This is a genomic window from Streptosporangium sp. NPDC000095 (assembly GCF_042899335.1).
GTDB lineage: Bacteria > Actinomycetota > Actinomycetes > Streptosporangiales > Streptosporangiaceae > Streptosporangium.
This window is the reverse complement of the sequence record NZ_JBIAZS010000008.1, coordinates 1-26,722: the sequence shown is the minus strand read 5'-3', so window position 1 is coordinate 26,722 and position 26,722 is coordinate 1. Positions and strand designations below refer to the sequence as shown.

Annotated in this window: 23 protein-coding genes; 14 read left to right on the top strand and 9 right to left on the bottom strand. The window is 70.3% G+C overall.

The window, feature by feature from the left end; translation table 11 throughout:
* Window positions 1-501: 501 nt before the first annotated feature.
* From ACFY3V_RS18965 to ACFY3V_RS18950, 4 genes are all read left to right on the top strand, one after another.
* Window positions 502-1,875: an extracellular solute-binding protein gene (locus ACFY3V_RS18965; protein ID WP_362905991.1), complete on the top strand. Its 1,374-nt coding sequence runs from the start codon at window positions 502-504 to the stop codon at window positions 1,873-1,875.
* A gap of 119 nt (window positions 1,876-1,994) precedes the next feature.
* Window positions 1,995-2,864, top strand: coding sequence for a carbohydrate ABC transporter permease (locus ACFY3V_RS18960; RefSeq protein ID WP_389774805.1), 870 nt, complete (start codon window positions 1,995-1,997; stop codon window positions 2,862-2,864).
* Window positions 2,865-2,878: 14 nt separating this feature from the next.
* Window positions 2,879-3,859, top strand: a complete 981-nt coding sequence (locus tag ACFY3V_RS18955) for a carbohydrate ABC transporter permease (protein WP_350949893.1) — start codon at window positions 2,879-2,881, stop codon at window positions 3,857-3,859.
* Window positions 3,860-3,899: 40 nt separating this feature from the next.
* Window positions 3,900-5,465, top strand: coding sequence for a glycoside hydrolase family 13 protein (locus tag ACFY3V_RS18950; protein WP_362923541.1), 1,566 nt, complete (start codon window positions 3,900-3,902; stop codon window positions 5,463-5,465).
* Window positions 5,466-5,504: 39 nt separating this feature from the next.
* On the opposite strand, the gene ACFY3V_RS18945 is transcribed toward ACFY3V_RS18950, so the two are convergent.
* The gene (locus ACFY3V_RS18945) at window positions 5,505-6,527 is read right to left on the bottom strand and encodes a GTPase family protein (RefSeq protein WP_389774801.1); all 1,023 of its coding nucleotides are present in this window, start codon (window positions 6,525-6,527) and stop codon (window positions 5,505-5,507) included.
* 138 nt (window positions 6,528-6,665) lie between these two features.
* Between ACFY3V_RS18945 and ACFY3V_RS18940 the strand changes: the two genes are divergently transcribed.
* Window positions 6,666-10,256, top strand: a complete 3,591-nt coding sequence (locus ACFY3V_RS18940; RefSeq protein ID WP_389774798.1) for an AAA family ATPase — start codon at window positions 6,666-6,668, stop codon at window positions 10,254-10,256.
* 27 nt (window positions 10,257-10,283) lie between these two features.
* Here the strand turns inward: ACFY3V_RS18940 and ACFY3V_RS18935 are convergent, their stop codons facing one another.
* Window positions 10,284-11,462 carry an MFS transporter gene (locus tag ACFY3V_RS18935; RefSeq protein WP_362904588.1) on the bottom strand — a complete coding sequence of 393 codons (1,179 nt, stop codon included), beginning with the start codon at window positions 11,460-11,462 and terminating at the stop codon, window positions 10,284-10,286.
* Window positions 11,463-11,689: 227 nt separating this feature from the next.
* Complete coding sequence (locus ACFY3V_RS18930; RefSeq protein ID WP_350949898.1) at window positions 11,690-12,448, bottom strand: DeoR/GlpR family DNA-binding transcription regulator; 759 nt, start codon at window positions 12,446-12,448, stop codon at window positions 11,690-11,692.
* A 57-nt stretch (window positions 12,449-12,505) separates the two neighbouring features.
* Here ACFY3V_RS18930 and ACFY3V_RS18925 point away from each other — a divergent pair, with 57 nt between their 5' ends.
* The 3 genes from ACFY3V_RS18925 (at window position 12,506) to ACFY3V_RS18915 (ending at window position 15,625) form a co-directional block, all read left to right on the top strand.
* Entirely contained in the window at window positions 12,506-13,489 is a 984-nt protein-coding gene (locus ACFY3V_RS18925; RefSeq protein WP_362904590.1) for a YafY family protein, read from the top strand.
* Between the two features lie 278 nt (window positions 13,490-13,767).
* On the top strand, window positions 13,768-14,523 hold the full coding sequence (locus ACFY3V_RS18920; protein WP_389774793.1) for an alpha/beta fold hydrolase: 756 nt from the start codon (window positions 13,768-13,770) through the stop codon (window positions 14,521-14,523).
* An 82-nt stretch (window positions 14,524-14,605) separates the two neighbouring features.
* Entirely contained in the window at window positions 14,606-15,625 is a 1,020-nt protein-coding gene (locus ACFY3V_RS18915; protein WP_389774790.1) for an LLM class flavin-dependent oxidoreductase, read from the top strand.
* 54 nt (window positions 15,626-15,679) lie between these two features.
* Here ACFY3V_RS18915 and ACFY3V_RS18910 read toward each other — a convergent pair whose 3' ends face one another.
* Genes ACFY3V_RS18910 through ACFY3V_RS18900 form a run of 3 tightly spaced genes read right to left on the bottom strand, consistent with a single transcriptional unit; the run spans window position 15,680 to window position 18,958 of the window.
* Window positions 15,680-16,444, bottom strand: a complete 765-nt coding sequence (locus ACFY3V_RS18910; protein ID WP_389774787.1) for an ABC transporter permease — start codon at window positions 16,442-16,444, stop codon at window positions 15,680-15,682.
* Between the two features lie 43 nt (window positions 16,445-16,487).
* The gene (locus tag ACFY3V_RS18905; RefSeq protein WP_389774784.1) at window positions 16,488-18,044 is read right to left on the bottom strand and encodes a hypothetical protein; all 1,557 of its coding nucleotides are present in this window, start codon (window positions 18,042-18,044) and stop codon (window positions 16,488-16,490) included.
* Window positions 18,041-18,958 (bottom strand): ATP-binding cassette domain-containing protein, encoded by a 918-nt coding sequence (locus ACFY3V_RS18900; protein ID WP_362904599.1) that lies wholly within the window; start codon window positions 18,956-18,958, stop codon window positions 18,041-18,043. Before ACFY3V_RS18900 ends, ACFY3V_RS18905 begins: the two co-directional genes overlap by 4 nt.
* 87 nt (window positions 18,959-19,045) lie before the next feature.
* Here ACFY3V_RS18900 and ACFY3V_RS18895 point away from each other — a divergent pair, with 87 nt between their 5' ends.
* The 4 genes from ACFY3V_RS18895 to ACFY3V_RS18880 all read left to right on the top strand — a co-directional run bounded on the left by ACFY3V_RS18895 (window position 19,046) and on the right by ACFY3V_RS18880 (window position 22,168).
* Window positions 19,046-20,239 carry a HAMP domain-containing sensor histidine kinase gene (locus ACFY3V_RS18895; RefSeq protein WP_362904601.1) on the top strand — a complete coding sequence of 398 codons (1,194 nt, stop codon included), beginning with the start codon at window positions 19,046-19,048 and terminating at the stop codon, window positions 20,237-20,239.
* Window positions 20,236-20,913, top strand: a complete 678-nt coding sequence (locus ACFY3V_RS18890; protein ID WP_362904603.1) for a response regulator transcription factor — start codon at window positions 20,236-20,238, stop codon at window positions 20,911-20,913. The genes ACFY3V_RS18895 and ACFY3V_RS18890 overlap by 4 nt, the downstream gene beginning before the upstream one ends.
* Before the next feature lie 248 nt (window positions 20,914-21,161).
* Window positions 21,162-21,722: a MarR family transcriptional regulator gene (locus tag ACFY3V_RS18885; protein WP_362904605.1), complete on the top strand. Its 561-nt coding sequence runs from the start codon at window positions 21,162-21,164 to the stop codon at window positions 21,720-21,722.
* The gene (locus tag ACFY3V_RS18880; RefSeq protein ID WP_389774779.1) at window positions 21,719-22,168 is read left to right on the top strand and encodes an SRPBCC family protein; all 450 of its coding nucleotides are present in this window, start codon (window positions 21,719-21,721) and stop codon (window positions 22,166-22,168) included. Before ACFY3V_RS18885 ends, ACFY3V_RS18880 begins: the two co-directional genes overlap by 4 nt.
* A gap of 178 nt (window positions 22,169-22,346) precedes the next feature.
* Here ACFY3V_RS18880 and ACFY3V_RS18875 read toward each other — a convergent pair whose 3' ends face one another.
* Complete coding sequence (locus ACFY3V_RS18875; RefSeq protein WP_389774776.1) at window positions 22,347-23,294, bottom strand: FAD-dependent oxidoreductase; 948 nt, start codon at window positions 23,292-23,294, stop codon at window positions 22,347-22,349.
* A 471-nt stretch (window positions 23,295-23,765) separates the two neighbouring features.
* Here ACFY3V_RS18875 and ACFY3V_RS18870 point away from each other — a divergent pair, with 471 nt between their 5' ends.
* Together ACFY3V_RS18870 and ACFY3V_RS18865 are read left to right on the top strand one after the other, a co-directional pair.
* Window positions 23,766-24,326 (top strand): hypothetical protein, encoded by a 561-nt coding sequence (locus ACFY3V_RS18870; protein ID WP_350949907.1) that lies wholly within the window; start codon window positions 23,766-23,768, stop codon window positions 24,324-24,326.
* 15 nt (window positions 24,327-24,341) lie between these two features.
* Window positions 24,342-25,160, top strand: coding sequence for a hypothetical protein (locus ACFY3V_RS18865; protein WP_389774773.1), 819 nt, complete (start codon window positions 24,342-24,344; stop codon window positions 25,158-25,160).
* A gap of 175 nt (window positions 25,161-25,335) precedes the next feature.
* On the opposite strand, the gene ACFY3V_RS18860 is transcribed toward ACFY3V_RS18865, so the two are convergent.
* Together ACFY3V_RS18860 and ACFY3V_RS18855 are read right to left on the bottom strand one after the other, a co-directional pair.
* Window positions 25,336-25,743, bottom strand: coding sequence for an ATP-binding protein (locus tag ACFY3V_RS18860; protein ID WP_362904613.1), 408 nt, complete (start codon window positions 25,741-25,743; stop codon window positions 25,336-25,338).
* A gap of 331 nt (window positions 25,744-26,074) precedes the next feature.
* A complete protein-coding gene (locus ACFY3V_RS18855) occupies window positions 26,075-26,596 on the bottom strand; it encodes a nitronate monooxygenase (RefSeq protein WP_389774769.1) in 522 nt (173 codons plus the stop codon).
* Between the last annotated feature and the right edge of the window lie 126 nt (window positions 26,597-26,722).

Sequence of the window (26,722 nt, the reverse complement as noted above, 5' to 3'; positions counted from 1 at the left end):
CCGGTGGCGTACGAGGCTACGGCCGCACCTCGGGGTGTACGGCCAGGGGAGTATGCGGGGCCGCCACGCGGGAGGGAAGGGCGCGCCGCCGGGACGCGTCGGACCCGCTCACGGCGTGTCATCCCCGCGAACGGATGCCGCCTTTCCGGTAAGCGATGCAAATATTTGCGAAAAATGTCATCGACTTTCATGTGTGGCGCCGATCGATGTCGAGGTTCTGTCGAGGGCGAGCCGTCGTCCGGTCCCGAATCGACGGTCCTGTGCCTCCATCGCCCCCCGGCGGAGGTCTGGGCCCATATCGGGCTGACCGTTCCGTGTCGCCGATTCCTCCTGTCGCCGTCGATCGCGCGGACGGGGAGGGGGTCCGCTGAGGGCCAAGAAGTTACGGGGGGATGGCAGACCGATCACTGTCACTTTTTTGCATCTGAATAGGTGGACTCTTGCTGCACTCTGCACGCCTCTATATCTTTCTCGTAACCGACCCGCCAAGGAGTGCCTCGGATGAAATCCCCCAAGCTCGCGATGCTGCTCGCCGCGGCCATCGCGCTCACCGCCGCAGGGTGCGGCAATGACGACAGCGGATCCCCGGCCGCGGACAGCACGCCGGGTGCCGCCGGGGCCGAGGCTCCGGTCACGATTTCCGTCGGCTGTCAGCCGCCGAAGAGCAACCCGCTGGAGCGGACCGCCTGGGACGAGGACGTGGCGGCGTTCAAGAAGCTGCACCCGAACATCACGATCGAGAGCAAGGACGCCTTCCCCTGCATCAACCCCGACACCTTCCAGGCGAAGCTGGCCGGTGGGTCGATGGAGGACGTCTTCTACGTCTACTACACCGATGTCAAGAAGATCATCGCCGCGGGCCAGGCCGCCGACATCGCCCCCTACGCCAGTGGTGTCACCAAGCTGAACGACCTGCGCCCCGACGTCCTCGGCATCTTCAAGGAGGGCGAGAAGCTCTACGGCCTGCCCAGGAACAACTACTCGATGGGCCTGGTCTACAACCGCAAGCTCTTCACCCAGGCCGGTCTCGACCCCGACGCGCCGCCCAAGACCTGGGCCGAGGTGCGCGACGCCGCCAAGAAGATCAGTGATCTCGGCCCCGGATACGTCGGTTTCGGTGAGTACAGCGCCGGCAACACCGGCGGCTGGCACTTCGCGGCCTCCCTCTACGGGCGCGGTGGCGAGATGGTCACCCCCGACGGCAGGGCCGCGGCCTTCAACAGCCCCGAGGGCAAGGCCGTCCTGGAGAACCTCAAGACCATGCGCTGGACCGACAACAGCATGGGCGCCAAGCAGCTCCTGCAGTGGGAGGACCTGATGCGGATGATGGGCGGCGGCAAGCTCGGCATGATGATCGGCGCCCCCGACGTCGTCCAGGCGGTGAACAACGACTTCAAGGGCAAGTTCGAGGACTACGGGGTCACCGCGCTGCCCGAGGCCAAGGCCTCGCTCAACGGCGGCGACGGCTACATGATCCACCCCAAGGCCACCCCCGAGAAGATCAAGGCCGCCCTGCTGTGGCTGGAGTTCCACGAGCTCACCCCCGGCCAGGGTCAGTTCAACTACGCGCGCAACAAGCAGCAGGGCCGCCCCGTCGGCCTGCCGATCCCCGACCTGTACGGCGACACCGCTCCCGGCAAGGAGATCACCGAGCTGCGCAAGGCGAACGCCACCGTGCCCGTGGAGAACTTCACCACCTTCGTGGACGGTTCCGCGGCCATCCAGAACAAGCTTGAGCCGCCGAAGTCCCAGGAGCTCTACGCGATCCTCGACGTGCCCATGTCGGCGGTGCTGACCAGGCAGGACGCCGACATCGACAAGTTGTTGGCCGACGCCGAGGCCAAGGCGAACAAGGTGCTGGCGAAGTCGAGCTGACCCGCTGATGCCCGGGGTGCCGGCCCATGGGCCGGCACCCCGGCACTCATGTCGATATCGGGAGTCAACCGATGACCACAATGACCGTGAAAGGTCCACGAAGGCGGAAGCCGGGGGCCTTGCGGCAAGGAGTGCGGCGCAACCTGACCGCATACGGGTTCCTGTGCGCGGCGCTGATCTGTTTCGCCTTCTTCTCCTGGTACCCCATGGTGAGGGAGGTCCTGCTCAGCTTCCAGCAGACGAACTTCGTCGACGAGCCCACCTGGGTCGGCCTGGAGAACTTCCGTACCGTGACGGAGGACTCGGCGTTCGCCCAGGCGTGGCTCAACACCCTCGCCTTCACCGGCCTGGCGCTCGTGTTCGGCTACCTCGTCCCGTTCGTGGCGGCGATCGTGTTGAACGAGCTGCGTCACGCGCGGGCCTACCTGAGGTTCGTCGTCTACCTGCCGGTGATGCTGCCGCCCGCCGTCGGGGTGCTGTTGTTCAAGTGGTTCTACGACCCGGGAGCGGGCCTGTTCAACCAGATCCTGGACCTGGCACACCTGCCGGCCCTGAGCTGGCTCGACTCCACCGACACCGCGCTCGTCTCCCTCGTCGTCGTCTCCACCTGGATGAACCTGGGAACCGGCACGCTGATCTACCTCGCCGCGCTGCAGAGCATCCCCGGCGAGCTGTACGAGGCCGCGGAGCTGGACGGCGCGGGGCTCATCCGGCGGGTCTGGCATGTGACGATCCCGCAGACCAGGCTCATCCTGCTGGTGATGCTGCTGCTGCAGATCGTGGCGACCATGCAGGTCTTCATCGAGCCGTACCTGCTCACCGGCGGCGGCCCGGAGAACGCGACGCTCACCGTCGCCTACCTCATGTACCAGTACGCCTTCAACTTCGGTGACTTCGGCGCCGGAGGCGCGCTCGGGCTGATGCTCATGGTCGTGCTGATGGTGTTCTCCGCCTTCTACCTGCGCCTGTCGCGGGACAACCAGAGCTAAGGAGGCAAGCGCCGATGTCGAACCTCACCGTGCAACCTGCTCGCCCGGCTCCCGTCCGGTCGCCGGAACCCGGCGGGGGAAAGAGGGGAGGGCGGCCGCGCAGGCCCAGGGAGGCGGCGCGGGAGGTGCGCAGCCTGGTCTCCCCGCACACCCTCACCACCCCGCACGGGCGGCTGATCTACCGCGTCGTGCTGACCGCGGTGGTGCTCCTGTTCACCGCCGTGTTCGTCTTCCCGCTCTACTGGATGGTCACCGGCGCGCTCAAGACCCCGGAGGAACTCGCCCAGATCCCGCCGAGTTTCTTCCCGACCTCCTTCGACCTCGGGGTGTACGCCGAGGCGTGGGACCAGCTGGACCTGGGGCTGTTCCTCACCAACACCGTCGTCTACGCCGGCGGCGCCTGGCTGTTCACGCTCGCCGTCGACGTCTCGGCCGCCTACGCGCTGTCGAAGCTGCGGCCGGTGCTGGGCAACGTGGTCCTGGGCATGATGCTCGCCACGCTCATGATCCCGCCGATGGTCATCCTGCTGCCCGCCTACCTGACGGTGAAGGACATGCCGATCTTCGGCTGGGACCTGCTGAACACCCCCTGGGTGATCTGGCTTCCCGCCGCGGCCAACGGGTTCTTCGTCTTCCTGCTCAAGCGTTTCTTCGACTCGATCCCCAGGGAACTACTGGAGGCCGCGCAGATCGACGGCGCCTCTCCGGTGCGCATCCTGTGGTCGATCGTGCTCCCCGTCTCCCGGCCGATCCTCGGCGTGGTGTCCATCCTCTCGGTGGTGAACGTCTGGAAGGATTTCGTCTGGCCCCTGCTGGTGCTGCCGGACGGGGAGAAGATGACGATCAGCGTGGGCATCGCCTCCCTTTCGGCGCAGATGCCGCAGAACGTGCTGATCGCCTCGCTGGTGATCGCGAGCATCCCGACGATGATCGTCTTTTTCGTCTTCCAGCGCAGCATCATGGCCGGTCTCACCGCCGGCAGCCTCAAGGGCTGACCTCGTCACCCACCTACGCTTACTAAGGAGTTGTTCCAGCATGTCCGAAACGTGGTGGCGGGGAGCCGCGATCTACCAGGTCTACCTCCGGAGCTTCGCCGACGGCAACGGCGACGGCGTCGGCGACCTCGCGGGACTGCGCGCGCGCCTGCCGTACCTCGCCGACCTGGGCGTCGGCGCGATCTGGCTCAACCCCTGGTACCCGTCGCCGATGGCCGACGGTGGGTACGACGTGGCCGACTACCGTGACATCGAGCCGTCGTTCGGCACACTCGCCGAGGCGGAGCAGTTCATCGCCGAAGCGCATGCCCTGGGGATCAAGACGATCACCGACATCGTGCCCAACCACGGATCCGACCGGCAGCGGTGGTTCCTGCGGGCGCTGGAGGCCGGACCGGGCTCACCCGAGCGCGAACGCTTCCACTTCCGCCGGGGACGGGGCGAGAGCGGCGAGTCGCCGCCCAACGACTGGCAGTCGATCTTCGGTGGGCCGGCGTGGACCCGGATCGCCGACGGCGAGTGGTACCTGCACCTGTTCGCGCCGGAACAGCCCGACTTCAACTGGGACAACCCGGAGGTCGTCGAGGAGTTCCACGACGTGCTGCGGTTCTGGTTCGACCGGGGCGTGGACGGCATCAGGATCGACTCGGCCGCCCTGCTGGTCAAGGACATGGACAGCCTGGGCGGCGAGGAGGCCTACACCGACCTCGACGGGGTCCACGAGATCTACCGCGGCTGGCGCCGGGTGGCCGAGGAGTACGACGACCGGATCCTGATCGGCGAGGTGTGGCTGCCCGACCAGGAGCGGTTCGCCCGGTATCTGCGCCCGGACGAGATGCACACCGCGTTCAACTTCGACTTCCTGGCGTGCGCCTGGGACGCGGCCGCGCTGCGCGGGTCGATCGACCTCACCCTGGCCACGCACGTCCCGCTGGGAGCGCCCCCCACCTGGGTGCTGTCCAACCACGACGTGACCCGTCCGGTGACCAGGTACGGCAGGGCCGACACCTCCTTCAGCCACGCCGACCGCAAGCACGGCATGCCCGCCGACCCGGTGCTGGGTGAGCGCAGGGCCCGGGCGGCGGCGCTGCTGGCGATGGCGCTCCCCGGCGGGCTCTACGTCTACCAGGGTGAGGAGCTGGGACTGCCGGAGGTCGAGGACATCCCCGGCGAACTGCGCCAGGACCCGATCTGGGTGCGTTCTGGCCGCACCGACCCGGGCCGCGACGGCTGCCGGGTGCCGCTGCCGTGGTCGGGGGACGAGCCGCCGTTCGGGTTCGGCGCCGGGCAGGCGTGGCTGCCGCAGCCGCTGGAGTGGAAGGCGTTGACGGCCGAGGCCCAGGCCGCCAACCCCACGTCCATGTTCACCCTCTACCGCGCCGGGCTGCACCTGCGCCGCGAGTTGCTCGGCGACGGCACGCTGACCTGGCTGGAGGCGCGGGACGGGGTGCTGGCCTTCCGCCGGGAGTCGGGATTGGTCTGCGTGGTCAACCTCGGCGCGGAGCCGGTGACCCTGCCCGCCCACGAGTCGGTCCTGCTCGCCAGCGGCCCGCTGGAGGAGAACCTTCTTCCTTCCGACACCGCCGTCTGGCTCCGTACGGCCTGACCCTCCGCTCCGGCCGCCGCCGGGATCCTCCTCTTCCGCTCAGAGGGGGATCTCGGCGAGGTCGAACGCCTTGGTGCCGCGTTCACCGTCCCAGATCATCAGATTGCCGTACGTGCGCGCCGTGGACACCGGCACCTCGGCGAGTTCCTCCACCTCCTGGAGAAGGCGCCGGAAGCGGAAGACGGCGCTGGGACCGAGCCTGTTCACGACGCCGGTCATCAGCCTTGTGAGGTTGAACCTGAACAGCGCCGAACAGGGCAGCACCCGATGGTTGTCGCGCAGCCGGGAGAAGACCTCCCGGTGCGCCGGATAGCGCTCCGAGTAGGTGTCGCACACCTGCTGGGAGAAATAACCGCGGTAGTGAACCCCCCGGCGGTCGAAGCCGAGCCTCTCGTCGGAGACGGTGAACTCCCCGGTGCCGTAGGTGCTCGCCAGGAGCAGGTCGGCGCGGGGTTCGAGAAAGACGCTCTCGTAGTAGGCGGCCTTCTCCTCCAGGCGACGCAGCAGCGCCCCGCCGGGGCCGAAGGTGCCCCGGTCCCCGCGCATGTCGAAGATCCACGGGGGAGGGGCGAGCACGTCAGCCTTGGTGAGGACGAAGGTGAGCTTGCTCATGATGAGCCGTCGTGTCTCGATCGCGACGGTGTCGAGCAGCCTGCGCAGGCACTGCTCGTCATAGGCGGTGGAAGGGCTGTCGGCGTGGCAGGCCCAGATGGCGACGTCGCAGTGGATCAGTCTCTCCAGATACATGGCCAGGTGGGTCTCGTCGGCGGCGTCGGACTCCCCGATGCCTGGCATGTCCCAGAAGGTCAGCATGTGACGTGAGGTGCCGGCCACCGAGACGGGTTCCGGTCTCCGGGTGACCGGCCGGACGTGGCCGACGGCGAGATCGGTACCGAAAAGGCTGTTCAGGAGAGACGTCTTACCTACTCCTGTTTGTCCCATTATTGCCACACTTAGTGGTTTATCTGATCCTGCACTTCTCTCGCGCCGAATATTCTCTCTGGCCTTTTTCAGCTGGCCGTCGTCCAGCGGGCCGACGGAAAAGTCCTCGATCTTGGCCATGAGGGCGTCTCCTGTGACATCGTTGTCGAGCGCTTCGAGCCGGTTTCCGCGCTCATCTCCACGATGCGGCGAACAACCTTGCGATGACCTTGCAGCCGGAGCCGTCGCCGGAAAAACACGAATCGATCCTTTTGGGCGGTGGATGTGGCGAGCTTCGAGATCAGGCTGTTCGGCACCGTGGACATCGTGATCGACGGAGTGCCGCAGGAGATCAACCCGCAGCTGGCGAAGACGCTGGCCATGCTGGTCTCCGCCCGCGGCCCGATCTCCCCGGCCGCCCTGGCCTCCGGGCTGTCCGAACCGGCCGCGGACCGGCACGTGGAGGTGGCACCGCCCGTCTCGCGGCTGCGCGCACTGCTGCGCGGCAGTGGGCTGGACATCCCCGGGGCCAGGCGCTCACACGTCTACGAGCTGGTCGAGGACGCGCCAGGACGCCTCGCCGCCACCGTCGACACCCGGCGCTTCGAGGCCTACCTGCGCGACGGACGGACACTGCTGGAACAGGGCGACCTCGCCGCGTCCCTGCGGACGCTGAGAGAGGCGCTCGGACAGTGGTCCGGCGACCCGTTCGCGTCGCTGGCGGGCGCGTGGATCCCGCCCAGGGTCTGCGAGAGCTACCACGCCGGGCTGAGGGAGCGGCGCCGTGAGCTGATCAGGCTCATCGCCCGCGTCGCCATCCGGCTCGACCTGCTGGGCGACGCGGAATTCCTCACCGGCGAGGTCCTCGCCGACGGGCAGCAGGACAGCGGCCCGCTGTGGCTGCTGCGCTTCCTCATCGCGCTGCGCGACGAAGGAGCGGTCGTCGCGAGGGAGATGATCGAGCGGCGCCGCGCGATCTCCCCCGGGGACGACGCGGTGAGCCGGGCGCAGGACCTGCTGGCCCTGCGCGGTCACGGCCTCGGCCACCCGCCGTCACCCCCCGCCGCCCGCGCCTACGGTCACGGCGCCCCGCGGGTCCTGATCGGCCGCAGGGACGAGATCCTGCTGCTGTCCACCCTGGCCGGACGGCTCGGACGCGGCGAGCCGGTGGCCCTGGCCGTCTGCGGCGTACCCGGAGTCGGCAAGACCAGGCTCGTGGAGGAGCTGGCCGTGCTGCTGCCACCGAAGGTGCGCATGGTGACCGTCCCGTGCCAGGAACTCGGCGACCTCCAGCCGTGGCGGGTACTGGTCGGGACCCTGTGGGAGGATCTGCGGCGCGACCTGGCCGGCCCGGCCGTCCCGATCGGCCCCGAGGAGCGCGAGACGCTGGAGGGACTGATGTCGGCGGGCCTGTTCGTCTCGCTCGGCGGACCCGGCCACGAACGCGACCCGCGGCGGCTGGTCGACCTGCTGGTCGCCCTGCTGCGCCTGACCTGCGGCGCCGGCCTGCTCATCGTCTTCGACGACGCCCACCTGCTCCGTTCCGACGCCGAGGACCTGCTGCACAAGGTGCGAGAGGCCCTCGGGAAGCTCGGGAGGCTCGGCGAGACTCCCGTCGGCTTCGTGCTCACCGACCGTTCGGAGCCGTCGCGCTGGCGAGGGCGGATGGACGTGCTGACGCTGTCACGGCTGGGGATCGAGGAGGTGGCGGAATGGCTGGGCGCGACCTGGGGCCGCGAACCGACCCGCGCGGAGACCGGCAGGGCGATGGACGGCACCAAAGGGCTGCCGCTGGAGCTGTGCCGGATCACCGAGGCCGGTGACCTGCCCCGCGACCTCCCCGGGCACGACACCGCCTCCAGCCCGATGTTCCGCTGGTTCGCCGCGGCGGCCGTCACCGCCCTGGGCAGGGAGATCGACCCCGATCTCGTCGCGGAGATGCTGGAGATCGACACCGATGAGGCGAACCGCAGGCGCGCGGTGGCCGTGACGGCCGGAACGCTCATCGACCACCAGGGGCTGCGCTTCGGCCACGACACGATCAGGGAGAGCCTGCTGCGGGAGCTGAGGCACCACCCGGCACTCGCGATGGAACTGCACCGGCGGGCGTTCGAGATCCTGGACGAGCGGGCGGCGCGGATCAGCGGCGACGGCTGGATCGACCCGGCGCTGCCGGTACGCGTCGCGGAACACGCCCGCTCCTCGGGAAGCGGGCTGCCCGAGGAACGCGTCGCCGCGGCCTGCCTCGGCGCCGCGCGGGCACAGCAACGCGGCTTCGCCACCGAGGGGGCGATCACCTGGGCACTGGCCGGGCTGGGAATGCGGTGCGACGCCGAGACCCGGGTCGGCCTGCTGATCACGCTGGGGGACGCGCGCACCGACGCCGGTGACCTGGAGGAGGCCGAGCGCCTGTACCTGCGGGCCCATCGCGACGGCGAGAAACTGCCGAGGCTCGCGGCGGTGGCGGCCATCAGGCTGGCGCGCCGCTGGTCGGCCCCCGGACAGGCCGACCGGCAACTGCTGCACGTGCTGGGCAGCAGCCTGGAGGCGCTGCGCGACGACATCGGTGAGGAGGCGGTCGCGCTACGGCTGCAACTGCAGGCGCACCTCGCCCACAAGCTGACCATGGCGGTCAGCGACAGCCTCGACCCCACGTACGAGGGCCTGCGGCCCGGAGTGGAGCTGGCCCGCGCGACGTTGGGCGAGCTGGAGAGGTCGGGGGCCGGGCCGCTCATCCGCTGCGAGGTGCTCAACGAGTGCAGATGGGGCCTGTACGATTTCGCGCCGCCGAAAGAGCTGCTGGGCATCGCCGAACGGCTCAGGGAGGCGAGCATCGAGGCGGCGTCGGCGCACTTTCGCAGCGAGGCCATGGTCGCCCTCACGGTCGACCGGCTCCGGCTGGGCCGTCTGAGAGAGGCCGCCGCCACCGTGGCCGGTCACCGCAGGCACGTCGCGCGCAACCACCGGGTCTTCGGCGCCTGGCTGCAGAACACCCTGGACACGCTGATGGACGTCTGGCAGGGGGAGTTCGGCCGGGCCGAGGAGCGGGTCCTGGCCGAGTGGCGTCGACTGGACGAGGAGAGCGAGGGCGAGACGGTCTTCGCCGACACGCTGCGGCAGACCCTGCTCGCGCAGCACTACTGGCTGCTGCGCGAGCAGGGACGGCTGGGGGAGATCTTCGACTCCGGGCTCGCCAGGCAGGCGGTCGAGTACGAGTACTTCCCGATCTGGCGCGCGGCGCTCATCCTGGCGCTCTGCGAGCTCGGCGGGCACGAGGACGCGAGGGACCGGCTGAGGGCGTTCTTCCGCGAGACCTCCGATCTCGGCGCGCTGCCGCCCGAGGGGTGGTCGGTCCCGACGCTCGCCCTGCTGGCCGAGTCGTGCGCGCTTCTCATCGAGGCGGGGCACGGCGACCCCGAACTGTCGCGGTGCGCCGCTCTGGTGCGAGGGCGTCTGTCGGCCCACCGAGGGCAGATCGCGCTCGCCGGGTGGCCGGCGATCCTGCTGGGGCCGGCCGAGCGCTATCTCGGGTTGCTCGCGCTGGCCGAGGGGGACGCGAAGGAGGCGTTGCGCTGTTTCGACGAGGCGCTGCTGCTCGCCGACGCCGCCTCCCCGCTGATCGCGCACCTTCACCTCGACCGCGCCAGGGCTCTGCTGGTGCGAGACGGCGCGGATTCTTCTCGGGAGGCCCGCGGGGACGCAGCGGAAGGCTTCGTAGCGGACTCGTCAGGGGCCCTGGCAGCGGCTTCGGTGGGGGAGGAGGCGAGGGATCCCGGCGGGGAGGCCGCCCATCTGCTGCGCCGTGCGCTGCGCCTGGCCGAACGCCTGGGCATGGCCGGGGTCGCCGCCCGGGCACTGTCACTTCTTTGACCGTCCGGCGGGGTGCGCTTTTTTGATCTACTTTGTAAAGGCCGGGGTCCTGAGCGCTCTCGCGGCCAGTGCGACGAAAAGAGCGAGCAGAGCGGGAATGGCGAGCGCGCGAGGCAGGCCGACCAGCTCGGCGGCACCGCCGATCAGCACGGGCCCGCTGAGAAATCCCACGTACCCCAGGCTCGCCACCCTGGCCAGCGCCTTTCCCGCGCGGGCCGGGTCACGTCTACCGGCCGCGGAGAAGACCTGCGGGACGATGCAGGACAGGCCGGCCCCGAAGCAGCCGAAACCGATCACCGCGGCGATCTGGTTTCCGGCGAGCAGGCCGAAGCCGAGCCCGGAGGCGGCCAACGCCCCGCACGCGCGCACCAGGTTCACCGGTCCCAGCAGGGCTGCCAGCCTGTCGCCGGCGAGACGGCCCGCGGTCATCATGATCGAGAAGGCGGCGTAGGCGACCGCGGCGAACCCGTCGGAACTGTTGAGGCTCTCGCGCAGATAGACCGAACTCCAGTCGGCCGCGGCCCCTTCGCCGATCATGCAGCAGAAGGCGAGGACGCCCAGCAGCAGCACCCCACCGCCTCCGTTTCCGCCGCCGGCCGCCGCCCCCGTCCCGGTGGGGGCGGTGTGCGCGGTCAGGGACAGCGCCCAGCGGGTGGCCCAGAGCGCGAGCGCGACGATTACGACGGCGGCCGCGGTGAACGTCTGCCCGGGGCTGAACGCGGCCTGGGCGAGCAGCCCTCCCGCGGCGGCGCCGAGGAAGCCGCCGATGCTGAACACGGCGTGGAAGGACGACATGATCGGACGGCCCGTGGCCTGCTCGACCTCGACGGCGTTGGCGTTCATCGCCACATCCAGCGTGCCGTGCACCGCGCCGAAGGCGAACAGCGCGAGGGCGAGGCCGACGAGGTTCGGCATGAAGGCGGGCAGGATCAGCACGAGGGCCTGCGCGAAGGCCATCGGCAGCATCACCTTGACGCTGCCGTGGCGGTCGACCAGGCGGCCGACCACCTGCATGCCGGCGATCGCCCCGGCGGCGATGCCGAGCAGCCCGAGGCTGAGCTCGCCCTCGCTCAGCCCCAGCCCCTGTTTGATCGACGGGATGCGCGCCGTCCAGGTGCCGATGGACATGCCCGAGAGCAGGAAGAGCAGATAGACCGCGACCCGGCCGCGTAGCAGCGCGGCCCGGTCGAAGGTGGTGACGTGCATGGGGGAGGGCTCCAGTCGGACGGTGCGGATCGGAGGAGGGCGGGTGGGCCGTTGCGTCTCCGGCGGGTTCGCCGAGCGAGGATTCCGGTTCCGGCCGGTCGCCGGGGTCGGGCGACGTGGGGCGGACGGCATGGTTCGGACGGTGCGGACCAGGTGATGCGGATCGAGGGGGACAGGTGCGGCGGCGCAGGTGATGCGGATCAGGCGTGTGATTCAGGTCGTGTGGGTCAGACCGTGCGGACGGCGACGCCTGCGGCGATCATGGCGTCGTGCTCGGCGGGGGGCAGCGCGGTGTCGGTGATGACCATGTCGAGGCGGTCCAGCGGGCAGACGGCGCCGAACGCGGTGCGGGTGAACTTGCCGGAGTCGGTTGCCGCGATCACGCGCCGGGCCGAGGCGATCGCCGCCTGCTTGACGGCGACGTCGGACAGGTCGTGGGCGGTGAGGCCGTGCTCGGCGGACAGGCCGCAGCAGCCGATGACCGCGGTGTCGAAGCGCAGGGACCGGATGGCGCTCTCCGTCAGCGGGCCGGTGAAGCTCAGCTCGCCCGGGCGGACCTCACCTCCGGGGAGCACCAGGCGGATCCGGGAGGCCGAGCTGAGCTCGGTGGCCGACTGCAGGCAGAGCGGCAGGACCGTGAGACGGCGGTCGCGGATCACGCGCGCGATCTCCAGGGAGGTGGTGCCGCTGTCGAGCAGCACGGCCTCCCCGTCGGCGAGCAGGGCCGCGACCTCGGCGGCGATCCGTCGCTTGGCCTCCACCGCCTCGCGCTCGCGCACCCCGAAGGGCGGCTCCTCGCCGCGCAGTAGCAGGCTCACCGCGCCACCCCTCACCCGCCTGACCACGCCTTGCTGGGCGAGCTCGTCGAGGTCGCGGCGGATGGTCATCTCAGAGACGGCGTGCTCGACCGCCAGCTCCGCGACCGAGACGACGTCGCTGGCGCGCAGTGCCGACATGATCGCGCGAATGCGATTGTTACTCTCCACGTGTTCATTTGAACATAGGCTGTGTGAGATTGGCAAACGTGCGGGACAATGGCCGCCATGCGCGCGAGTCGTCTGCTCTCACTGCTGCTACTCCTGCAGAGCCGCGGTCGGATGACGGCCACCGAGCTGGCCGAGGAGCTGGAGGTCTCCGTCCGCACGGTCTACCGGGACGTGGAGGCGCTGTCGGCGGCCGGGGTGCCGGTCTACGCCGACCGCGGCCCCGTCGGCGGATACCGCCTGCTGGACGGCTATCGCACCCGTCTCAACGGGCTGACCGCCGAGGAGGCCTCCTCCCTGTTTCTGGCCGGACTGCCGGGACCGGCCGCCGACCTGGGGTTGGCCGAGGTCGCGGCCAACGCCGAGCTGAAGATGCTCGCCGCGCTTCCTCCCGAGCCGCGCTCGCTCGCCTCCCGGATGCGCCGGCGCTTCCACCTGGACGTTCCCGGCTGGTACGGCGACGCCGACTCGGCCCCCTTCCTTGGGGAGGTGGCCGAAGCGGTGTGGGAGCAGCGGCCGCTGCGGATGACCTACCGCCGTTGGGGGCCTCGCGACGTCGAGCGCCTGGCCCACCCGTACGGCCTGGTCCTCAAGGGCGGGGCGTGGTACATGGTGGCGAGCGCCGGTGAGGGAGGACCACGCACCTACCGGGTGTCGCGGATCCTGAGCGCCGAGCTCGCCCAGGGGCACTTCGAGCGTCCCGCCGACTTCGACCTGCCCGCCTTCTGGCGCGACTACACCGCCGGCTTCCGCGAGCGGATGCACACCGGTGAGGCCGTGGTGCGGATGGCGCCGGGCAACGAGAGGATGCTGCGCCACACGGTGGGCGCGGAGGTCGCCGAGGCCGCGCTGGCCAAGGCGGACCCGCCCGACGAGCACGGCTGGGTCGTGCTGCGCCTGCCGATCCAGTCCGCCAAGCAAGCCCACTGGCAGCTGCTGAGCCTGGGCGCCGACATCGAGGTCCTGGAGCCACCCGAGCTGCGCGAGCGGATGGCCGCCACCGTAGCCGACCTCGCCGCGCTGTACGGCACGGATCCCGGCTGAGGGCGGCCCCGCCCGCTCCTCGCACCGGACTCGCGTCGACCGCGCACTCGCGGAGCCGGCCCGCCCTCGTCCTTCGGTCCGCTCGTGGACCTCGGGCCGTCCGGCCCGCTTTCGTCCTCGGCCGGTCCGGCTCCTCCGGCTTGCTCCTGCCCCCGCCCGGCTCGCCTGCTTCAGGGACCGTACCCCTGCGGTTAACCGATTGCGGAGAGCGGAAACAGCCGCGACGATGGCCGAATGCTCTTGCTCACCTCGCACGACCCTCGTTCTCCTGAGGCCCGATGACGCTCGCCTACGACGAGGCGGGAGCGGGCGAGGTCGTGGTGCTGCTGCACTCCAGCGCCGCCGACTCACGGATGTGGGACCCGCAGTGGGAGGCGCTGACCGCCCGCTTCCGAGTGATCCGGCCAGATCTGCGGGGTTACGGCCGCACACCGTACGCCTCCGAGACCCCCTACTCCGATCCCGGCGACGTGGCCGATCTCCTCGCCGCCCTCGCGGTGGAGAGGGCCGCGCTGGTCGGGGCCTCCTACGGCGGCCAGGTCGCGCTGGAGGTGGCCACCGCACATCCCGCCCTGGTCTCCCGGCTGGTGCTGCTCAACCCGGGGTGCGGGCTGCCACCCACCCCCGACCTCGTCGTGTTCGGCGAGGAGGAGGACCGGCTGCTGGAGGCGGGTGAGATCGAGGCCGCGGTGGAGCTCAACGCCCGCACCTGGCTCGGCCCCGAGGCGGACGGGCGGGCCCGCACCGGGCAGATGGCCATGCAGCGCCACGCCTTCGAGGTCCAGCTCGCCGCTGACCCCGAGCCTTCGCAGCTGGAGGGGGAGATCGACCTGGACCGGGTGACCATGCCCACCCTGGTGGTCGGCGGCGCCCACGACCTGCCCTACTTCCAGATGACGGCCCGCCACCTGGCCGACAGACTGGCCTCGGTGACGACGGTGCACCTGGAGTGGGCCGGGCACCTGCCGAGTATGGAGCGCCCCGGGGAGATCACCTCCCTGATCCTCCGGCACCTCACCCGGCCCGCGGGCTGAGAGCGCCGGAGCCGACCATGCCCGGCGAGGCGGCCCGGGACCGTACGTAGGAGATCCACGCCGGAGGTGTTCGATGGGCAGGATGCGGATCGGAATCTTCCTGGTCGCGGCGGGTTTCCCCGGCAGGCCGCAGGGACAGGTGCTGCGCGACTGCGTGGAGGCGATCGCGGTGGCGGAGGAGGCGGGGTTCGACGACGCCTGGATCGCCGAGCACCACTTCATGTCGTACGGGGTGTGCCCGTCGGCGGCCACGCTGGCGGCGGTGGCGCTCGGCGGCACGCGGACGATCGGGGTGGGGACGGCCGTGAGCGTGCTGTCCACGCAGCACCCGGTGGCGCTGGCCGAGCAGGCGGCGATGCTGCACCACCTGTCGGACGGGCGTTTCGCGCTGGGGGTCGGCAGAGGCGGGCCATGGGTGGACCTTGAGGTCTTCGGCACCGGCCTGGCGAGATTCGAACGCGGCTTCGCCGAGTCGCTCGACCTGCTGTGCCGGGCACTGGGGGAGCGTACGGTGTCGGCCGCGGGGGAGTTCTTCCGTTTCCGTGAGGTCGCGATGGTACCGGCGGCGTCGCTGCGGCCCATCGTGGCGTGCACCTCGTCGCAGACGGCGCTGCTCGCGGCCACGCGGGGACTGCCGATGCTGCTCGGCATGCACATGGACGACGCGGGCAAGGCCGCGATGCTCGCCGGCTACGAGGCGGCGCTCCCGCCCGCGCAGGGAGCCGTCGCGTCGCCTTCACCGGGCGCGGACGCGGTCCGGCACGTGGCCGCCGTCGTCGGATACGTCGCCGACTCGACGGCGGTGGCCGTACGCGAGCTGAGGAGCGCGATGCCCCGCTGGCTGGAGCCTGGCCTGAAGGGGTACGTGCCGGTGGACGGTCGCAGGCGGCCCGGGCGAGACGTGGGGGAGTACGTCGACTTCCTCACCGATGTCCATCCGGTGGGTGACGCCGGCCACTGTGTGGAGACGATCAGGCGCACCCGCGAGGTGACCGGGCTCGAGCACCTGATCCTCATGGTCGAGGGTGCGGGCGAGCACGCCCGCACCCTGGAGAACATCCGCCGGTTGGGCGCCGAAGTACTGCCGCGGCTCCACGGCTGAGGGCCCACGGGCCGCTTGGTCAATTTGATCTACATCGTAAAGATGGCCGGTTGGTCACACATCACGCATCCAGAAAGACAACCCCCCACCCAGGAGCGCGGCGGCCGCCCAGGCCGCCGGTACGCTCAGACCGGTCCATGGACCGAGGGGGAGCGTGGCGAGGTCGGTGGTGGCCTGCACGGCGAGCCCGGCGTTCATCGGGGAGATCTGCCAGAGAAGCCGCTGCCAGTCGGCGTCGGCGACCATGAGGATGAGGGCGGGGAAGAGGTAGAGCAGGCCGAGTACGACCCCGACGGCGGTGGCGGAGTCTCGGACGACGGTGGCGACCCCCAGGCCGAACAGGGCGATCAGCGTCAGATAGAGGACCGACCCGGCGGCGGCGCGCAGCATGGGAGCGCTGGTGAGGACGAGCGTTTCGGCGGGAAAGCCGTTGCCGAGCAGGATGCGCGGTACGGACAGCGCGGAGGCGAGCACGGCGACGCTCCCGGTGATCAGGGTCACGCCGGCCAGGGTGATCGCCTTGGCGGCCAGGACGCCGGTCCGGCGCGGCATGGCGGCCAGGGTGAGGCGGATCATGCCGGTGTCGTATTCGCCGGTGATCGCCAGGACGGCCAGGACGGCGACGACGGCCTGGCTCACCTGGACCCCGAAAAAGATGACCTTGGCGGGGTCGTGGCCGCAGGCAGCCGGGGAACACGACACGACGGCGGAGGCCGCGACGCCGACGGCGACGGTCAGCACCACGATCGCGAGCAGCAGTCGGCCGGTATCGGGCAGGGTGCGAAGTTTCGTCCACTCCGCATGCAGATGCCTGCTCATGCACTCCTCCCGCGTCGCCATGCAGGGTGCAGATGAGGACGTCTCATGCGTCCCTCCGGCTGAGCCGGAGGACGGCCAGGCCGAAAGCGAGCGCTGTGTAGCCGGCCAGCACGGTCAGACCGGCCCACGGCGGCAGCGGGTAGAACCCGGCGATGGGCGCGTAGTGGCCGAGCACATGCGCGTACTGCGGGATGCTCTGCTGCGCGGCGAAGCCGGCCGCCGGGGTGACGCGCAGCAGCCACTGCGCGGCGCTGTCGGGCAGGACCGAGGTGACCGCGAGGACGTGCGGGACCACGATCACCGTGATGGCGGTGACGACCGCCGCGACGCCGCGCCGCAGCAGCGCGCCGAGGGCGAGAGAGAGCACGGCGGCCAGCGCGAACAACGCCGCCATGCCGACGATGACGCGCACCTGGGTGAGCGGGGACACCGGGAGGACGGCGTTGCCGTTGTCGCGCAGAATCCGCCCGCCGACCGTGAACGCGATCGTGGTGGCGGGCAGGGCGGCGGCGAAGGTGGTCGAGCCAAGTACCAGTGCCTTGGCCGCCAGCATCCGGTCGCGGCGCGGGCAGGCCAGCAGGGTCGTCCGGATGAGGCCGTGCCGGTATTCGGCGGTGACGAACATGACCGCCACCGCGATCACGAGGATCAGGCCGATCAGCGCGCCGCTGAGGGGGTGTTCGGGGGCCGGGCCCTCGATGGCCGGCGCGATGTCACCGACACCGGTTACGGAGAAGGTGCCGCCGGACCGGCCGGCGCGGCCCGGGTGGTGCTTCGTCCCGTCGGGCGCGATGGTGACGCCGATGTCGTCGTCGCGCCATGTGCCGGAGACGTTGCCCTGAAGCTTGACCTGGTCGAACTCGCCGGTGGCCTCGGTGAAGCGGACCGCTGCGACGGACCCGCCGAGATCCCCCTGTGTGACGGTCAGATCTCCAGGCGATGTGGCGAACATGCCGATCTGGACGGTCTGTGGCAGCCCGGCCAGGGTTGCGATGCCGGTCTGGGTCCAGTTCGTACCGTCGGTGGATTCGTATCCGGTGAGGGTGTCGCCGGAGCGGGTCAGCCGGAGCCAGCGTGGCGATTGCCGGGAGACGCCACCCGGCCGGCCGGCCACGTCGTGAGTGAAGTCGTGCTGCATCCGGACCCCGTGCTCGCCGGTCATCATCACCGCCGCGTAGGCGGAGCCCTGTCTGACGCTCTCCTTGATCATGATTCCGGCCTTCGCCCACGGCACGAGGCCGGGAACCACGTTACGCCGCCCCGGTGTGACATCGGGTTTACGGATCTGCCCGGTCATGGAGGTGAGGCGGACGGTGATGCCGCCGTCTCCGGACAGCGGCCGGTGCACGAAGTAGAACTTGTCGTCCACCGCTTCGCCGCCCGGACCTGTCAGCGGCGGCGGGCAGGCTACCTCGACCGGGCCGGAGCTGCAGGAGGTGTGGCTGCCGGAGGCCGACAGCAGCCCGATGAGCACGGTGACCAGCGCGGCCAGGCTCATGGTGACCACCCAGCCGCGTACCGTCCTGAACTTGGTCCACTCGGCGCGCAGCAGCCGCCGGAAGTCCTCGCGCCCGGCGGAGCGTGAGGGGGGAGTGCTCATCGTGCCGCTCCCCGGTATTCGACCGCGTCGGCTGTGAGGTCCATGTAGGCCTGTTCCAGCGTCACTCGGTGCGTCGCCACCTCGGAGAACGGCACCTCGTTGGCGTTGAGTACCGCGACGATGTGCTGCGGCGGCAGCCCTGAGACGACGATCGTGTCGCGGTCGGTCACGGCCGTCGTGGCGCCGGCGTGACCCAGCGCGGACAGGGCCTCCGAGTGCGCGGCGGTACGCAGGGTGACCCGGCCGCGGGAGGCGGTCGTGATGAGATCGGCCACGCTGGTGTCGGCGATGACGCGGCCCTTGCCCACCACCACGAGATGGTCGGCGGTGTCCTCCAGTTCGCTCATCAGATGGGTGGACACCAGCACGGTGCGTCCCTCGCGGGCCAGCGACCGCAGCAAGCCGCGCATCCACACGATGCCCTCGGGATCCAGGCCGTTGACCGGCTCGTCCAGCATGAGCACCGGCGGGTCCCCGAGCAGCGCGGCCGCGATACCGAGTCGCTGGCGCATGCCCAGCGAGAAGCCGCCCGCCTTGCGCCGGGCGGCGGTCCGCATCCCGACCTGGTGGAGCACCTCGTCGACCCGCCTGCCGTCCAGGCCCTGGGAGTGGGCCAGCCACAGCAGGTGGTCGCGTGCCGTGCGGCTCGGTTGAAGCGCGTCGGCGTCGAGCAGCGCGCCGACGTGGGTGAGCGGGTCGGGCAGGCCGGTGTAGGGCCGTCCGCCGATCAGCGCGTGGCCCTCGTCGGCCGTGTCCAGGCCGAGGATCACCCGCATCGTGGTGGACTTGCCCGCCCCGTTGGGGCCGACGAACCCGGTGACCTGACCGGGCAGGACGGTGAACGACATGCCGTCCAGTGCCAGGGTCGGGCCGAATCGTTTACGCAGCCCGCTGACTTCGATGTTCGCTCGCATGCGATCGGTTGTACGGACTCGGCCCTAACACGGGTCGAACGGGCGCTGTCACACCGCTGTTAGGTCAGGCACGGCATCCTGGATGCCATGCGAAAGTGGCGACGACCTGCACGCACCGTACGATTGCGCTTCACCGTTCTGTACGGTGCCATGTTCCTGCTGTCCGCGGTCGGGCTGCTGGCCATCAACAACCTGGTGGGGCTCGGAGAGACGAAGGTCAGCCAGGTCGCGCCCCCTGGGGCCTCGCCGGTCGAGCCGGTCACGCTCGCCGCCGCCATGGATCGCATCGCCTGGCTCCAGGCCCGGCTTTCCGACGTCCATGCGGATCAGTCACGCCGGCTCCTGATCGGTTCGGCGCTGGCACTCGGGGTCATGGCCGTGGTGTCGGTCGTCCTGGGCCGGATCGTCGCGGGCAGGGTGCTGCGCCCACTGCGGATGATCACCGCGTCCACCCGGCGGATCTCGGCCGACAACCTGCACGAGCGGCTGGCCCTGCGAGGTCCGGCCGACGAGGTCAAAGATCTCGCCGACACCGTCGACGAGCTGCTGGAACGGCTGGAGGGCTCGTTCGCCGCGCAACGCCGGTTCGTCGCCAACGCCTCCCACGAGCTCCGCACTCCGCTGGCCACCATGCGCGCGTCCTTGGACGTGGCCCTGGCCAAGCCGGAGCCCGTACCGGTGCAGACGGTGGCGCTGGCCGGCCGGCTGCGCACCGAACTCGATCAGGTCGATCGGCTGCTGGAAGGTTTCCTCACGCTCGCCCGCGCCCAGCGCGGTGCCCTGGCCGACCGCACGAGGCTGTCGCTGCGCGAACTGGCGAGCGCCGCCCTGCACGCCCGGGCCGCCGACATCAGCGCCCATCGCCTCGTCGTCGACTCGGCGGGCTGTGTCGACGACGGCGCGTGGACGCGGGGGAACAGTACGCTCCTCACCCGAATGATCGACAACGTCGTCGACAACGCCATCACCCACAACCGCGAAGAGGGCTGGATCCGCCTCACCACCACCGACGACACCGACGACACCAAGGCCCGGCTCGTCGTCGAGACCGGCGGACGCGTCTTCGACCAGGAGCAGGTCGACCGACTGGTGGAGCCCTTCCAGCGTCTTGGCACCGACCGTACCCACTCCGGCAGCGGCTCCGGGCTCGGCCTTTCGATCGTCGCGGCCATCGTCGCCGCGCACGGCGGCACCCTCGACCTGCGGGCCCGGCCGGAAGGCGGCCTCCGCGTCGCCATCTCGCTGCCCCTGGTGGCCGTGCCGGCGGAGGTTGCGGCGTGAGAGTGCTCGTGGTCGAAGACGCCCGCGCTCTCGCCGCCGTGCTCGTCGAAGGCCTGAGCGATCAGGGCATGGCCGTGGACGTGGCCCACGACGGCCTGGAGGCCGCCGCCAAGCTCGACCTCAACGCCTACGACGTGGTCGTCCTCGACCGCGACCTGCCGGGCATCCACGGCGACGCCCTCTGCCGGATGATCGCCGAGCGCGACGAGCGTGTCATGGTCCTGATGCTGACCGCCGCCGGCTCGCCCGCCGACCGGGTCACCGGCCTGACCCTGGGGGCCGACGACTACCTGGCCAAGCCCTTCCACTTCCCCGAGCTGGTGTTGCGCATCCGCTCCCTGGCCCGCCGCCGGCCCACCGCCCGGCCTCGCACGCTGCGCGCGGCCGGCATCGAGCTCGACCCGCTGCGCCGTACCGCCACCCGCGACGGCCGTCACCTGGACCTGTCGGTCAAGGAGTTCGCCCTGCTCGAAGCCCTTCTCCACGCCGCTCCGGCGTTCCTCAGTGCCGAGGACCTGCTCGAACAGGTGTGGGACGAGCACGCCAACCCCCTGACCAACACCGTCACGGTCACCATCGGCCGCCTGCGCCGTAAGCTCGGCGAGCCCTCGGCCATCACCACGACTCCCGGGGTGGGGTACCGGATCACGGCCCACGATCCCCGTCTCCGTTAGGGGCCGACACGGTTCGATCGCGGTGATGTGTCGCTCGGCTCGTCTGGTATCCGGTCCGGAGGCTCTGTCTCTTTCCGAGAGCGGGCCGGGCGGGTGGACCCGGGCGTGGGGGCATTGGGGGGCGGGGAGGCAGGGTGGCGATCGTGCATGCTTCGATCCCTGCTTCTTCGTGTGCCTCTCCGATTTTTCCTGGGGGCCGTCAGGGATAGACTGACAAAGTATGGAAGCACGTAATATTGTTGTCCTTCATGATGAAGGACGTAAATGTTTATGAGAGTGACCCCGAGGGCTTTCTCTATGATCCTCGGGTCAGGGTCGCGATGGCCCGGTTCGCCGCCGACGACGGAGACCTGCTCACCTTCGAGGCGGGTGCCGCCGTCCGGACCGCCAACCATGCCGTCGAGCGCATGCGCGCCCACGGCTCCCAGGGGCGAGGGGTCAGCGCGGGCGCGCTCGACCTGCTGATCCGTCTCCACGCCGGCGAACGCGGCATCAGTATCGGCGAGCTGGCCCGGGCGGCCGGGATCAGCCCCCGCAACGCCACCGGGCTGGTCGACACATTGGAGCACGACGGGCTTGTCCGTCGGGTTCCCGACCCCGGGGATCGACGTTCGGTCCTGGCCGAGATCACATCTGCGGGACGGGCGTGGGTGGAGGCGTTCCGCGAGCCGTCGCGGCTCGCCATGCGGGCGATGTTCCAGGGGTTCACCCCTGAGGAGCTGATCGTTCTGCGCGACCTGTGCCTGCGGCTGGCCGCCAACCAGCATCGCCTCGCCGACCATCTGCGCCAGGTCGGACAGCGGCCATGACCGCGACCATTCGCCACGAGATCGTCATCGAGGCGTCTCCCGAGCACATCTGGGATGTGCTGCGTGACGTCGGAGCCGTGCACGAACGTCTGTTGCCGGGCCGTGTCATCGACACCCGGTTGGATGGGGACGAGCGGTTCCTGACCTTTCCCGATGGGCACGTCATCCGCGAGTTGATTGTCGCGATCGATGATGACTCCCGCTGCTTGACCTATTCGGTTGTCGAAGGCGCGAGACCACCGCTCGAGCACCACCACGCCTCGTTCGAAGTCCACCCGGAGGGTGACGAAAGGGGGCGGCTGATCTGGACCACCAACGTGCTGCCCCACACGCGAGCCGCCGAGGTCCGCGTTCGCATCGAGCACGGCGCACGGGAGATGAAACAGGCGATCGAGGCCGCAGTAGACCCTTGTTGTCCGATTGGAGGGACAGCTCGGCCTCGGTGACGAAGCCGTCCAGTAGCGTCGGCTGGTACTGCATCTGTTTCGGTTGCCAAGGGGCGCGACCGTCCCCGGTGACCGCAGGGACACCGCACGGGCCGGTCGGGCGTCGGTGCTCTCGCGCTCGGCGTTCAAGAGGGCTGGACCTCGTCGAAGAGGGCGAGGGCTTCGGCGGGGTCCGGGCTCACGAGGCGTTCCAGACCGGCCGTCGTGAATTTCGCCCACCTGTCGGCCCGTGTCCACATCCGTTCCTCGAAGGCGCGGACGGCCTCGTCCAGCTCCTCTGGGCCGGGGTGGCGGCGACGGCCTCGGCGAGTTCCGCGCCCTCCAGCATCGCGAGGTTCGCGCCCGCCCCCAACGGGGGCATCAGGTGGGCGGCGTCGCCCAGTAGCGTCACACCGGGGACATGGGTCCAGGTGTGGGGCACGGGCAGGACGTGGAGGGGGCGGTGGAAGAAGGCGGTGCCGTGGCGGAGGAGGTCGAGGACGGGGTAGGCCCAGCCGTCGAACAGGGTGAGCAGGCTTGATCGCACGGCTTCGACGTCGGCCGGGTCCAGGCCCGCATCCGGGCCTGTGCGCCGCTGCGGGTTCGTGTACCAGTCCAGCGGCGCGCGGAACTGGGCGTACACCTTGACGTGGCCGCCGCTGTTGCGCTGGGCGACGAGGGCGCGGTTCACGCCGTACACGGCGACGGAACCGTCGCCGATCAGCCGGGCGAGGTCGGGGTGGCGGGTGTCGACGTCGTCCAGGGAGGTCTCGACCAGGGTGACGCCGGTGTAGTGCGGTGTCGCGGACGAGAGTGCCGGGCGGACCCTGGACCAGGCGCCGTCCGCGCCGATCACGAGATCGAACGTCTCCTGCCGCCTGTCCGCGAAACGGATCAGCACGCCGTCCCCGGTTTCCGGTACCACCTGTATCACGCCCCGTCCCCATTGGACGTCGAGGGGACCGAGCAGCAGGTCACGCAGTTGCCCCCGGTCGATCTCGGGATTGGCGCGGTCACCCGGACGCGGTTGCCAGTCGCGCAGGACGGTCCCGTCCGTGTCCAGGATGCGCATGGCCTGTCCCTCGGGGCGAGACGGCGCCTGGAAGTGCGTCAGCAGTCCTGCCTTGTCCAGCGCGAGCTGGCCCATCTCTTCGTGCAGGTCCAGCGTGCCGCCCGGGGGGCGGGCGTCGGGGGCTCGCCAAGGCCATACACGACGGCACGGAGGTGGACGCCGAGACGTCCTTCGCGACGGGCCTGGAGTGGGTCCTCGACGCCGTGGCCGCCAAACTCGCCCGCCCGTCGGCGTGACACTCAGGATTTCCAGCTCACATCATCAGAAAAACACATATTTAATTCCCCACTTCCGGCTTATTGGGCATTTGCGATAAATCGCCGCGAAAATAATCAAGAGCGAAATTTCGGCGCGCATGCGAAATCATAAATCATATGGCGGCGAAACATCGCTTAATGATTTTAATTTTCTTGACACAATAGAACGACAATGAAACTTTTATTTTTGCCGCGCGCCGATCGAGGTCGGCGCCGCGCGTGCTTTCAACCGCCGGACGGGGGTGCGCGACAGCCCCGATCCTGCTCGACTCAGCTCGGAGGTGCGGTCATGCGTCACTCTTTTCGTACGATCTCCACGACGGTCGGCATCGTGGGCGCGTTGCTTCTCGGGATGTCACCGACCTCGGCGAGCGCGGCCCTGGCGCGACCCGCGCCCGCCCCTCCGCCCGCGCCCGCTCCCGTTCCGGCACCCGCGCCCGCAGGTGGTGAGGCGATCTCAAGAAACACGAGTTCCCCGGAGAACGGCCGATCGCTTTCCGCGGTGTGTTACTTCGAGACCAGGGGCGACTACGTCCACGTCTCCAGCTCCGCCTTCGAGGCGTCCGGGCACGGCTGGTGGATCAACGGCAACTGCAATGCCACGCTCGCGATCGTCACCGTGCAGCTGCAGCAGTATTACGCTGACGGCAGCTGGAGAAACGCCGGCACGGTGGGCAGCGCGACGGTGAGGTCCGGCGGCGGGGCCGGCAACCGCGCGACCGGGCGTGCGGGCTGCAACAGCAGCAGCCTGACCGGGTGGCGTAGCGTCATCGACGTGGACCTGGTCGGCCTGGCCGACGACCCGGGCAAGCTCGTCACCCCGGGCCAGAACATCTACTGCAGGCGGTGACCCCGAGGAGGCGACGTGAGAATCAGACCGGTCGGCACCATGCTCGTGTCTTTGCACGGTGAGCTGGTGCCGCACCCGTGGCGATATCCTCTCGTCGCCTCCTCCGACGCCTACAGTCTGTTCGCCGCGAGAGCCTCCGCGATGGGATGGCTCACCGAGGCCGCGCAGAACGCGTCCGGCGGCCTGTGGGGTATGAACGACGCCGGGCAGGATCCGCTTCCGGAATCATCGCGACCGGCGCGCGTCGCGTGGTTTCAGGTGTCGTTGACCACGCCGGTCCCGGCCGGTCGGCCATTGCCGGTGCAGGCGTTCCTGTCGTGCGCGGACGACGTCGTGGCCCGTATCGGCGCTTTGCGCCTGGAGGCGCTTCAGGTCCTGCTGCCCGTGCAGAGTCTTGAAGCGCCGACGGACACCTCGTCGCAGGGGAGCGCGGTGATGACCCTGCTCCAGGACGCGGGCTGGTTCGCCGACGGTGACCCGCACCTGCGAACACGGGTGCGGGTGACGCTGGACGGCGGGCAGGATCCGTCCATCCGCTCGGCGGCGCCCGAGATGCTCAGGTGGATGCGGGAACTCGACCAGGACGTCTTCTTGTGCGACTCGCTCACCGTGACGGACGACGACGTGATCCTGGAACCCACCGTCATCGACGAGTTGTGGCTCGGTCCCGCCCGTCACCGAGTCGCCCTGCGCGGCACCCTGGCCGAGTGGTCGTTGGACGCGCTGGGGTGGCTGGCCGCCTTTCTCGCCGACGCGAGTGCCCGGCACGGGGTCGGCACCCCGCTGATGTTCACGGCCGCTCGCTCGCGGGAGCCGGACTCGCTCACCGGCTGAGCCCGGCGGCCTGCCGTGCGTGCGGAACGCGGTCTCGTCGCAGGGCGCGGGCCGGCGGGCGATGACCGCAGCCCGGCCCTCTTACGCCGCCGGCCGTGATGTCGCCGCTCACGGCGGTTCTTCTGCGACACCGGTCACCTCACGACGTCGACCCGGTCAAAAGAGCCCCGGCGGGCTATCCGGCGGCGCCGGAGACGACGTTCAGGTGCATCCGCAGCCGGACGAGGGATCGGCCGTCGCTCTGGCGGATGCTGAACTCGTCGCAAAGCCGGCCCATCAGCCACAGCCCGAACCCGCGCACCGAGCCCGGGGTGGGCCGGGGACGGTCGGCCTGCTCGGGAGTGAGGCGTCCGGCGTCGTCGACGACGTCGACGACGAGGTCCGCCTCGTCGTGCCAGACGCTCACGCTTCCGGCCGCGTCGCCGTGCTCCAGCACGTTGATGACCGCCTCGTTGGCCGCGAGCAGCAGGTCGTCGCGCCGGGTTCCGGCCAGGCCGACCTGGCTCATGTAGCGGTGCAGATGCCGCCGCAGGCCGATCAGGTCGGTGCTGATCGGCCAGTGGCCACGCTGGTCGGTGTGCATGCCCGTCCCCTTTACGTGAGTGCCGTCTGTGGCTTTCACCGGGGGCGCTACCGACGTGTCCGCCAGAACCAGAACGGTCGCTGTGAAAGTTGTGCAAGGTCACTACCCATCCTGACCTGCTCAATCATCCATTTGCGGTGGGAGCGCTCCCTCCCCAGGTGAGGTCGCCGAAGCCGTGTTCGGCGGGGGAGGAGCCGGAGCCGGCGGTCTTTCTCGTATCGCGGCGCGTACCGGTCGCATGGCTGTCCGTGACCTGTCACGCGGGTGGTTTCCGAGCCTGGGACCTGTGGTGGGTCTGGTTTTTTCCGGTGGTGTGGGCCGAGGGCCGTTTTCAGATCGCGGCCAGGCCGGCGGTGACCTCCGCCGCGGGCGCCTCGCGTGCCCGTCTCCAGGAGGTGCCCGCCCACAGGTGCAGCGTCTGCGCGTCTCCGCCGGCCGCCGCGGCGCGGCGCAGCGGCGCCGTCAGGTGGTGGATCTGCGGGTAGGCCGCGGGGGCCCGGCCGGAGTACTCCGTCATGAACCGGTTGACCAGGCCGCGTGCGGGGCGCCCGGTGAAGGCCCTGGTAACGGCGGTGCGGGTGAAGTGAGGATCGGTCAGCGCCGCGCGGTGGGTCGCGCCGGTGCCGCTCTCGGGACAGAGCAGGAAGGCGGTGCCCGCCGCGGCCGCGGTCGCTCCCGCCGACAGGACCCGGGAGACGTCGGCGGCCGTGGCGACGGCACCGCCCGCGATGAGGGGAAGCCGTGAGACCTTCCGCACCTGAGACAGCAGGCGCTCCAGGGGCATCGCCTCGGCGTCCGCGTTGGTGAACGACCCGCGGTGACCGCCGGCCTCCTCACCTTGGACGCACAGCATGTCGGGGGGCGGGGCGGGCCCCCCCCCCGCCCCCCCCCGCGCCCCCGCCCCCCCCCCGGGGACCCCCGCCCCGCCGCCCCGCCCCCCCCACGCCCACGTGGCCACCCCAGAGCAACCCCCCAACAC

Bases quoted from the DNA above. Each gene is read 5' to 3' on its own strand.
- ACFY3V_RS18895 (WP_362904601.1), top strand. From the start codon at position 19,046: ATGCGAAAGTGGCGACGACCTGCACGCACCGTACGATTGCGCTTCACC.
- ACFY3V_RS18965 (WP_362905991.1), top strand. From the start codon at position 502: ATGAAATCCCCCAAGCTCGCGATGCTGCTCGCCGCGGCCATCGCGCTC.
- ACFY3V_RS18880 (WP_389774779.1), top strand. From the start codon at position 21,719: ATGACCGCGACCATTCGCCACGAGATCGTCATCGAGGCGTCTCCCGAG.
- ACFY3V_RS18955 (WP_350949893.1), top strand. From the start codon at position 2,879: ATGTCGAACCTCACCGTGCAACCTGCTCGCCCGGCTCCCGTCCGGTCG.
- ACFY3V_RS18875 (WP_389774776.1), bottom strand. From the start codon at position 23,294: ATGGGCCAGCTCGCGCTGGACAAGGCAGGACTGCTGACGCACTTCCAG.
- ACFY3V_RS18885 (WP_362904605.1), top strand. From the start codon at position 21,162: ATGATGAAGGACGTAAATGTTTATGAGAGTGACCCCGAGGGCTTTCTC.
- ACFY3V_RS18920 (WP_389774793.1), top strand. From the start codon at position 13,768: ATGACGCTCGCCTACGACGAGGCGGGAGCGGGCGAGGTCGTGGTGCTG.
- ACFY3V_RS18900 (WP_362904599.1), bottom strand. From the start codon at position 18,958: ATGCGAGCGAACATCGAAGTCAGCGGGCTGCGTAAACGATTCGGCCCG.
- ACFY3V_RS18910 (WP_389774787.1), bottom strand. From the start codon at position 16,444: ATGAGCAGGCATCTGCATGCGGAGTGGACGAAACTTCGCACCCTGCCC.
- ACFY3V_RS18905 (WP_389774784.1), bottom strand. From the start codon at position 18,044: ATGAGCACTCCCCCCTCACGCTCCGCCGGGCGCGAGGACTTCCGGCGG.
- ACFY3V_RS18950 (WP_362923541.1), top strand. From the start codon at position 3,900: ATGTCCGAAACGTGGTGGCGGGGAGCCGCGATCTACCAGGTCTACCTC.
- ACFY3V_RS18945 (WP_389774801.1), bottom strand. From the start codon at position 6,527: ATGGCCAAGATCGAGGACTTTTCCGTCGGCCCGCTGGACGACGGCCAG.
- ACFY3V_RS18860 (WP_362904613.1), bottom strand. From the start codon at position 25,743: ATGCACACCGACCAGCGTGGCCACTGGCCGATCAGCACCGACCTGATC.
- ACFY3V_RS18870 (WP_350949907.1), top strand. From the start codon at position 23,766: ATGCGTCACTCTTTTCGTACGATCTCCACGACGGTCGGCATCGTGGGC.
- ACFY3V_RS18935 (WP_362904588.1), bottom strand. From the start codon at position 11,462: ATGCACGTCACCACCTTCGACCGGGCCGCGCTGCTACGCGGCCGGGTC.
- ACFY3V_RS18915 (WP_389774790.1), top strand. From the start codon at position 14,606: ATGCGGATCGGAATCTTCCTGGTCGCGGCGGGTTTCCCCGGCAGGCCG.
- ACFY3V_RS18855 (WP_389774769.1), bottom strand. From the start codon at position 26,596: ATGCTGTGCGTCCAAGGTGAGGAGGCCGGCGGTCACCGCGGGTCGTTC.
- ACFY3V_RS18925 (WP_362904590.1), top strand. From the start codon at position 12,506: ATGCGCGCGAGTCGTCTGCTCTCACTGCTGCTACTCCTGCAGAGCCGC.